Consider the following 8,383-nt stretch of genomic DNA (forward strand, 5'->3'; position numbering starts at 1 on the left):
TTAATTTAAGACCTTATTTCTTTTAGAGGCAAATCATACCTAACAGTATTTTATTATATTTGAGCTTCAACACTACTTCCATGATCACTAAAGCAGAGAAAACCACACAGTATATTATTCGAACTGTAGCTCCCATCTTTAATAAAAAAGGATACGCAGCCACAAGCCTAAATGATATAACAAAGGCCGCTGGTTTAACCAAAGGAGCTATCTACGGTAATTTTAAAAGTAAAGATGAAATTGCATTAAAAGCATTTAAGCATAATACCACAATGGTATTGAGTCGAATAAGACAGTATATGGACAAAGGAAATACCCCTTTGGAACGACTGTTACACCTGGTGGAGTTTTATAAGAATTATTACGAGTTCACCAATGATTTTGGAGGGTGTCCTATTATTAATACCGCTGTGGATGCTAAAAACACTCACCCTGCCCTACTTCAGCATGCCCAAGAAACCATTGCAACTATTGAGAACCTTATTGCCGAACAAATTGAATATGGAAAACAAATCGGTGAGATTCGAAAAACTATCCCAGGTCCTGTTTATGGAAAACGTTTCTATAGTTTAATTCAAGGAGCTATTTTCATGAGTCAGACCACAGGAAAAAAAGAGTACACTACTGACTGTCTTAATGTTATTATAGATACCATTAATCAAAGGTTTAAGTAGCACTCTTTACTTCCTTTTCTCTAGGCACTCTTAAGAGTAAGAACATACCTAAGAAAAAGATTATCGCAACCAGAACAATGGAGGTTCGCATGCTTCCGGTAACTTGAGCGATAAATGCATATAAAAACATTCCAATGACAATTCCTATTTTTTCTGCGACGTCATAAAAACTAAAATACGACGCAGTATCTTTTGTTGGTGGTAAAAATTTAGAATAAGTAGACCTGGAAAGCGCTTGTATTCCTCCCATAACAAGACCCACCACTGCAGCAGTAATATAAAACTGGTTGGGGGTTACTACAAAATACGCTACCATACACACTATTACCCAGATAAGGTTAATTCCAATTAATGTTTTAATATTTCCAAACCGAGCAGAGGCCCGTGAGGTGAGTATAGCTCCAAGGACTGCTAGAAGTTGGATCAATAAGATACTTACGATTAAACCAGTGGTACGTTGACTATCACTCTCCCATGCAAGTTCTTCTTCTGCAAAATAAGATGCCACCAGCATGACCGTTTGTACTCCCATACTATAGACAAAAAAAGCGGCTAAATAACGTTTTAAAGTTTTATTGGCTCCTAAGCCGCTCCATACTTTTTTAAGCTCTTTAAACCCACTTAAAAGAATACCTTTGGTGACCCTTCCTTTGTTTCCGTTACCCTTTGGTAGGTAATAAAAGGAATATTGACTAAACCCTGCCCACCATAAACCAACAAGTATAAAAGAAATTTTTGTCGGTTCTGTGGCACTTTCAAATCCGAACCATTCGAACTTTAAAATCATCACAAGATTAAGAATCAGTAGGATTACACTTCCAATATACCCTAAGGAATAGCCTTTTGCACTAATGGGATCTTGTTGCTCTACAAAGGCTATATCTGGTAAATAGGAATTGTAAAAAACCAGACTTCCCCAAAATCCAATAAGGCCTAGGAGATAAACTCCGAGACTTAAGTATATTGCATCGAGGCTGAACCAATATAGTCCAATACTCGCCGCAGATCCTAGGTAACAGAAGAATTTAAGAAATACTTTTTTGTTGCCAACATAATCCGCAACTCCAGAGAGTAATGGAGTTAAAAATGAAACTATTAAAAATGCAAACGAAGTAACATAAGTAATAAGTGGGCCCCTGGCAATTTCTCCTCCAAAAATCGTTATTTTATCGATGCCTTCAGCCCTGAAGAGGGCTCCGTAAAATAATGGAAATATAGCAGAGGCAATGGTTAGGCTATAAACTGAATTAGCCCAATCGTAAAAGGCCCATGCATTAAGTAGTTTTTTGCTTCCTTTCTCTAATGGTTTCATGAAGTTAAAAATAATAGAGCAAGAGGTTTTGACACACCTCCTGCTCGATTGAAAAAAGCCTTATTTAATTGATATTATTTTTCGAATGAAGTTACGCCATATTTGGCAGCTTCGCTTTTAGCAGCTGGGGCTAATGCTCTTAAGTTGGCAATTCTACGCTCATTAGAAGGGTGCGTACTCAAGATTTCAGAAGGTTGGGATCCTCCAGAATTAGCACTCATACGTTCCCACAATCTTGCGGCTTCTGTTGGATCATAACCAGCAATCGCCATAAGTCTAAGTCCAATAGCATCCGCCTCTGTTTCATGGCTTCGACTAAAGGGAAGCATCACTCCTACCTGAGACCCTATTCCATAAGCTTGGTTAAATATATTGATGGTTTGAGCACTACTTCCGCCCACTCCTAAAGCCACATTACCAGCTAATCCAATATACTGTTGCAAAGCACTAGCACTCATACGTTGTGCACCATGATTAACTAAAGCATGAGCAATTTCATGACCCATTACCACCGCGACACCCGCGTCATTCTTGCAGATGGGTAAAATTCCTGTATAAAAAACTATTTTACCCCCTGGCATACACCACGCATTAACTGCATCATCCGCAACAAGGTTGTACTCCCATTTATAGTCATCCAAATATCCTTGATAGCCATTGGCATTAAACCAAATTTCAGCAGCTCTAGTGAGTCGTTTCCCCACCTCTTGAATGGTTTGCGCCTCTTTGGTTCCTTTTATAACCTCATGGGAGTTTAGGAATTTGTCGTATTCCGCGAATGCGGTAGGGAATATCTCTGCATTAGAGTGAAAATTTAGTGTCTTTTTACCCGTAAATGGATTGGTCGAACACGACAAAACCAAGAACATAAAAATTGCCAAGGATAGATGCTTTTTCATGATTGCTGTATTATAATGGATAAGGTTTATATTAAAGTTTACAGAACTAATTTAAGGAAAAAATTGTAATCATTTTTGTAGAAAATTGCGATTTACCCCTTACGGAATGCCTAAAAACTCACCTGCTTAGGCGCAGCATTGCTGTGATCATAAAACCAAGTTTAGGTCTTAAGTTGTATTTTTGGTTCGTTTTGAGCTATTTAACAGCCATAAAATGATGCCGTAAATAATAGGGTACGTTTTTTTAAACATTAAATATGGACATTGGAAATATTATACGTTACTTTTACAAAATTGTTTCTTTTTTATGGAATTTAAAACACTCCTTCCTGCAGATCACTCCTATTTTTAAGTAAAAAATAAAAAGATGTCCAAGAATACCAACGAAAATTACCGTCAAAATCTTAGAATTCCGAAATCCATTCTTTTCTCTGCTAAAGCACTACAGTATTTATTGCCAAAACAAGCTGAAAAATTTGCGGCTAAACTATTTCAGACACCAATTAGATACCCAACTCCAAAGCGGGAAGAGCATATGGAAAAAGAAGCAGTAAAGAAATTAATGGAAGTTCCAAATATCCATAAAAAAATACAAACATTTCAATATGGAGATGGATCCAAAAAAGCGTTGTTGGTCCACGGTTGGAGCGGAAGAGGAACACAGCTAGTTAAAATTGCCGATGCGCTGGTGATTCAAGGTTATACTACATTTAGTTTTGATGGACCAGCTCATGGTCAGTCAAGTGGTAAAACCACCAATATGGTTGAATTTGTAAGGTGCATTCATGAAATGGAAGCAAAATATGGACCATTTGAAGTGGCAGTTGGTCATTCTTTAGGTAGCATGGCACTACTTCATAGTGTCAAAGAAGGTCTTGATGTAAAGAAGATAGCGCTCATTGGTTCTGGAGATAAAATTGAAGATATTATTTATGATTTTACCGATAAGCTTGGGTTGCCTAGGACTGTTGGTCAAAGCCTCAAAAGATCATTTGACAAAAAATATCAGATGGATATTAGTTCCTTATCAGCGAGTATTAGCGCCCAAGAGGTGCAAATTCCAGTCCTTTTAGTTCACGACAAGAAAGATTTAGATTCTCCAGTGGAAGCCTCTCAAAGAATCAATCATATCCTAAAGGATTCAAAACTTATTTTAACTCAAGGACTTGGCCATAGAAAAATATTAGGCGATCCTGATGTGATCCAACAATTACTTGATTTTTTTAAAGGCTAATTCGAATTAAAATGTACCTTTAAGCAAGCGCCTCAATACTAATTTGGCATAACATTTGTTTTATAACTATAAAAACTCAACAATCATGAAAAAAATAATCACTTTAGTAATTGCAAGTATTTTTATATTCACAGCCTGTGAAGGACCAGAAGGCCCTATAGGACCTCCAGGGGAACCAGGAGAAGTAATTGTTGGTGAAACCTTTGAGTACGCCAACGTTAATTTTACTTCAGCCAACGGATACACATTTACCGCAACCTTTGACCCTCCCCTTGTAGATGGGGATGCGATGTTAGTCTATAGGCTTGAAGCAGTTGATAACAATGTCGATGTTTGGGAGCCACTTCCAACGGCATTTTTCTACAATGATGCTACAGGTGATCAAATGCAATACCGATTCAACTACACTCGGGGAGATGTACAGATATTAATTGAAAGCTCAGATTTTACAGCATTTGGTCCTGACTTATTAAATAATCAAGTATTTAGAGTAGTTATTGTTCCTGCAGATCTTATGAATACTGTGGACACAGATAATATCGATGCTGTAATGAAAGCTGCTAATATTAAATCGGTTCAACGACTACAGTAGACGACGTATAATAATCCAAAAATGAATAAAAATCCCTAGCATTATATGCTAGGGATTTTTTTAAATAAGGGCTATCTTTCTCTTAGAATTAGGGTAGACTTTTAAATTCAGTGATGGCCTTATTAGGAGTTAAAATATTATATCCTTCCCAAAACATAGGGTCATATTGTGGTAGATAGGCCGGTTCAATCATACTATCTTCTCGAACCTTGGTAAAGACGTCCTCTGTAATGGATGACTTTTTAAAAACAACCAGTGTCTTCTTTTGAATATTTTGGATTTCAAAATCCAAGCCTAATCGTACCTGATTCTGCTTTCTTCTCCCCTTGACATGTTTGTTTTTTTCAATGATATTTAAAGGCCTGTCAATTCCAAAGAGTGTACTGTTATGCTCTTCTTGAAATTTTATGCTGTAAGTCCCATTATCATTTCTTTCATATAAATAGGTCCCTTCTTTAAGATGATGTCTATAGGAGATACCAAAAAGGTTAAACCGTTTTAAAGGTTTAACATTGTGGTAATCGATCCGCATAATCCCATAATCCTCTGTGTTGATATACAACTTTCCACTATAATCGCCTCTTTTAGGTTCAAAACTTATTTTGTACACTAAACTATTATCTAAAGTAGTCAATCCATCGAGGGTAAATCTATACTTGTTATATTTATGGATGACATCCAAGTCAGATTCACTGTCGAGAAAATTAAAATTTAAAAACCCTACAAGACTGCTACGTATGGATTTATTAAAATTTTCTTTGGATTTTGCTATTTGATCCATTGAATCTTTCAAGGACACCTTTGGATCAGATGTTTGTCTAAAGAAACTAGAATCTATTTCATCTGTGGTTGTACCTATAAGGCCAGATTTAATTTTAAAATACGAATTCCTTTTGATGTGCTTTTGAAGAAGACCTTGTAATTTACCCTCTAATTTGTCGCTTGAAAATTCATTGTTTTTATCATAGAGTTCACATGCCTTAATAGGCTTTAACTTTAGTTCTTCTACCCTAGTGGCTATGTTTTTAAGATATAAATCCCCTAATAATTCTCGATGATAAGGAAATGACTTCGGTAATTCATTAATGATTTGATCAGCAAAGTTTTGATTGAATTCCGCTATGGTACTTTTTTTTACCTCTACGTTGAATTGCCTAAGACCATTTATATCGGAATCTCTATAAAATATCTGTTGACTGGTATAGCTATCTTGATAGTTAACTAGCAGGCTATCGCGTACCATTTCCATAATTTGATCAGCGCTATAATTGGTATTTAATAACACCACTTCGTTCAATATGATATCTTCTGGTTGAAGTTCTATGATACTTTCGGTAAAGTTGAATGCGGAAATTACCTTTTCTTGATAACCTAAGGACCGAATATATATAGAATCCTTTTCAGCAACTTCATACGGCAGATGAAAAGTAAACTTTCCCTGTTCGGAGCTTATTACGCCAGATTTTTGATTTAATATTATCGTTGCAAACGGGATTGGATTTTTAGTTCTTTGATCAATTAAAGTAGCTTCGATGGATTGGGAAAGAACTGTAGAAGACATCAAGCTAATCAGTAGAATAGAAAATAATTTTAAATGGTTCATGGATGGCTATTGGGAATTTAATATTGTGGGAAATTAATTATTTTAAAGAAATTAGTAATATATTTTGTATAGAATTTAACTTTCTTAATTTGAATTCGTCATTTTCACTCTAATGTAATGTTTTGTGCCAATAGATGGCAAAATCCTAAAAAAATTTACCCTTTAAAAACTTATTGCTTAACTTCGTATCCACAAAATTTTAGCTCATTAAAAAATCATACGAAATGAATAAATATGACGTAATTGTTTTAGGAAGTGGACCTGGTGGATATGTAACTGCCATACGCGCTTCTCAACTAGGATTTAAAACCGCTGTTGTCGAAAAAGAAAATCTGGGAGGCGTATGTTTGAATTGGGGATGTATCCCAACTAAGGCACTGTTAAAATCAGCACAAGTATTTGAATACCTTAAGCATGCTGACGATTACGGACTTAAAGTAGAAAATGCTGACAAGGACTTTGCCGCGGTAGTAAAACGCAGTAGAAATGTCGCTGGAGATATGAGTAAGGGCGTACAGTTCTTGATGAAAAAAAATAAGATTGATGTAATTGAAGGATACGGAACCCTTAAATCTGGAAAGAAACTAGAAGTTAAGGATAAGGACAATAAAACTACAGAATACAGCGCTGATCACATTATCATTGCGACAGGTGCTCGTTCTAGAGAATTGCCTAGTCTCCCTCAGGATGGTAAAAAAGTTATTGGATATCGTGAAGCACTTACCCTTAAAGAGCAACCTAAAAAAATGGTTATTGTAGGTAGTGGTGCTATAGGTATTGAATTTGCATACTTCTACAATTCAATGGGAACTGAGGTTACCGTAGTGGAGTACTTACCAAACATCGTTCCTGTAGAAGATGAAGATGTTTCTAAACAATTAGAGCGTAGCTTCAAAAAGGCAGGGGTTAAAATCAAAACTTCCGCAGAAGTTACAAAGGTCGATACTAGTGGTAAAGGTGTTAAAGCAACGGTGAAAACCAGCAAAGGAGAAGAGGTTATCGAGGCGGATATTGTTCTTTCAGCAGTTGGAATTAAAACCAACATCGAAAACATCGGATTGGAAGAAGTAGGTATTAAAGTAGATCGCGATAAAATTTTAGTAAATGATTTTTACCAAACCAATATCCCAGGCTATTATGCTATTGGAGATGTAACACCGGGACAAGCTTTAGCTCACGTAGCGTCTGCAGAAGGGATTCTTTGTGTTGAAAAAATTGCAGGACAAAAGGTCGAAGCTCTTGATTATGGAAACATCCCAGGATGTACATACTGTTCACCTGAAGTTGCTTCTGTAGGTTTAACAGAGAAACAAGCTAAGGAGAAAGGATATGATATCAAAGTTGGTAAATTCCCGTTCTCAGCAAGTGGAAAAGCAAAAGCAAGCGGACAACCTGATGGTTTTGTAAAAGTAATATTTGACGCCAAATACGGTGAATGGTTAGGTTGCCATATGATCGGAGCTGGTGTTACTGATATGATTGCCGAGGCTGTAGTGGCTAGAAAGCTTGAAACTACAGCTCATGAGGTATTAAAAGCAGTACATCCCCACCCTACTATGAGTGAAGCGGTGATGGAAGCTGTTGCAGCTGCCTATGGAGAAGTGATTCATATTTAAATTAAGCTTAGCTTAAATAAAATACTATATGCGGAATCTTCGGGTTCCGCTTTTTTTTTGAGAATAACAGATGAGTCCTGAGGTTGCCAAAAGAATGGACAATCCTTTTAAATCATAAGTGACGCGTCTATTTTAAATGAAGGTCACAAAACCAAAAGGAAGTATCCCAGCTTTCTTCTTTCGTAGTTGTGCTTTTGGCTTGGCCATAATTTACCTGGATCTTTTCGCCAATTACAAAGTCTATAGGCTTTTTAAAAATAGGGCCATCGTATACAAAGGTGTGAAATTCTCCATTTTCGCCACAGGGGTCAACCCCCTTGGGCAACATTTTCAAAAATTCTTTATCGATGGTTCTTCCAACCATAGTCTGGTCCAGTAATTTGGCATTTACAGCAACGCTAATCGCTTTAAACCCCAAACCAATAAACTTATCCATTAATTCGGTTGTATTCA

8 protein-coding genes are annotated in these 8,383 nt (G+C 36.5%); 4 read left to right on the forward strand and 4 right to left on the reverse strand.

Going from position 1 to position 8,383, the window contains the following annotated elements:
- Positions 1 to 80: 80 nt before the first annotated feature.
- Complete coding sequence (locus tag VKY50_RS02805) at positions 81 to 674, forward strand: TetR/AcrR family transcriptional regulator (RefSeq protein ID WP_324298630.1); 594 nt, start codon at positions 81 to 83, stop codon at positions 672 to 674.
- Here the strand turns inward: VKY50_RS02805 and VKY50_RS02810 are convergent.
- Both VKY50_RS02810 and VKY50_RS02815 read right to left on the reverse strand, forming a co-directional pair.
- Positions 667 to 1,986: an MFS transporter gene (locus tag VKY50_RS02810; RefSeq protein ID WP_324298632.1), complete on the reverse strand. Its 1,320-nt coding sequence runs from the start codon at positions 1,984 to 1,986 to the stop codon at positions 667 to 669. The two genes, VKY50_RS02805 and VKY50_RS02810, sit on opposite strands and share 8 nt — an antisense overlap.
- Before the next feature lie 74 nt (positions 1,987 to 2,060).
- Positions 2,061 to 2,885, reverse strand: coding sequence for a M48 family metallopeptidase (locus tag VKY50_RS02815; RefSeq protein WP_324298634.1), 825 nt, complete (start codon positions 2,883 to 2,885; stop codon positions 2,061 to 2,063).
- 367 nt (positions 2,886 to 3,252) lie between these two features.
- Between VKY50_RS02815 and VKY50_RS02820 the strand changes: the two genes are divergently transcribed.
- The gene (locus tag VKY50_RS02820; RefSeq protein WP_324298636.1) at positions 3,253 to 4,119 is read left to right on the forward strand and encodes an alpha/beta hydrolase; all 867 of its coding nucleotides are present in this window, start codon (positions 3,253 to 3,255) and stop codon (positions 4,117 to 4,119) included.
- 85 nt (positions 4,120 to 4,204) lie between these two features.
- Entirely contained in the window at positions 4,205 to 4,711 is a 507-nt protein-coding gene (locus VKY50_RS02825) for a hypothetical protein (protein ID WP_324298638.1), read from the forward strand.
- An 88-nt stretch (positions 4,712 to 4,799) separates the two neighbouring features.
- Here the strand turns inward: VKY50_RS02825 and VKY50_RS02830 are convergent, their stop codons facing one another.
- Positions 4,800 to 6,314: a carboxypeptidase-like regulatory domain-containing protein gene (locus VKY50_RS02830; RefSeq protein ID WP_324298640.1), complete on the reverse strand. Its 1,515-nt coding sequence runs from the start codon at positions 6,312 to 6,314 to the stop codon at positions 4,800 to 4,802.
- 224 nt (positions 6,315 to 6,538) lie between these two features.
- Between VKY50_RS02830 and lpdA the strand changes: the two genes are divergently transcribed.
- Positions 6,539 to 7,930, forward strand: coding sequence for a dihydrolipoyl dehydrogenase (gene lpdA / locus VKY50_RS02835; RefSeq protein WP_324298642.1), 1,392 nt, complete (start codon positions 6,539 to 6,541; stop codon positions 7,928 to 7,930).
- 127 nt (positions 7,931 to 8,057) lie between these two features.
- On the opposite strand, the gene VKY50_RS02840 is transcribed toward lpdA, so the two are convergent.
- Positions 8,058 to 8,383: Dph6-related ATP pyrophosphatase (locus tag VKY50_RS02840; protein WP_475404861.1), on the reverse strand; the 326-nt coding region annotated here is incomplete at its 5' end.

The organism is Galbibacter sp. (assembly GCF_035306585.1).
GTDB lineage: Bacteria > Bacteroidota > Bacteroidia > Flavobacteriales > Flavobacteriaceae > Galbibacter.

What these genes read in the sequence shown, in the direction of transcription:
- VKY50_RS02805 (WP_324298630.1), top strand. Translation starts at nt 81, where the DNA reads ATGATCACTAAAGCAGAGAAAACCACACAGTATATTATTCGAACTGTA.
- VKY50_RS02810 (WP_324298632.1), bottom strand. Translation starts at nt 1,986, where the DNA reads ATGAAACCATTAGAGAAAGGAAGCAAAAAACTACTTAATGCATGGGCC.
- VKY50_RS02815 (WP_324298634.1), bottom strand. Translation starts at nt 2,885, where the DNA reads ATGAAAAAGCATCTATCCTTGGCAATTTTTATGTTCTTGGTTTTGTCG.
- VKY50_RS02820 (WP_324298636.1), top strand. Translation starts at nt 3,253, where the DNA reads ATGTCCAAGAATACCAACGAAAATTACCGTCAAAATCTTAGAATTCCG.
- VKY50_RS02825 (WP_324298638.1), top strand. Translation starts at nt 4,205, where the DNA reads ATGAAAAAAATAATCACTTTAGTAATTGCAAGTATTTTTATATTCACA.
- VKY50_RS02830 (WP_324298640.1), bottom strand. Translation starts at nt 6,314, where the DNA reads ATGAACCATTTAAAATTATTTTCTATTCTACTGATTAGCTTGATGTCT.
- lpdA (WP_324298642.1), top strand. Translation starts at nt 6,539, where the DNA reads ATGAATAAATATGACGTAATTGTTTTAGGAAGTGGACCTGGTGGATAT.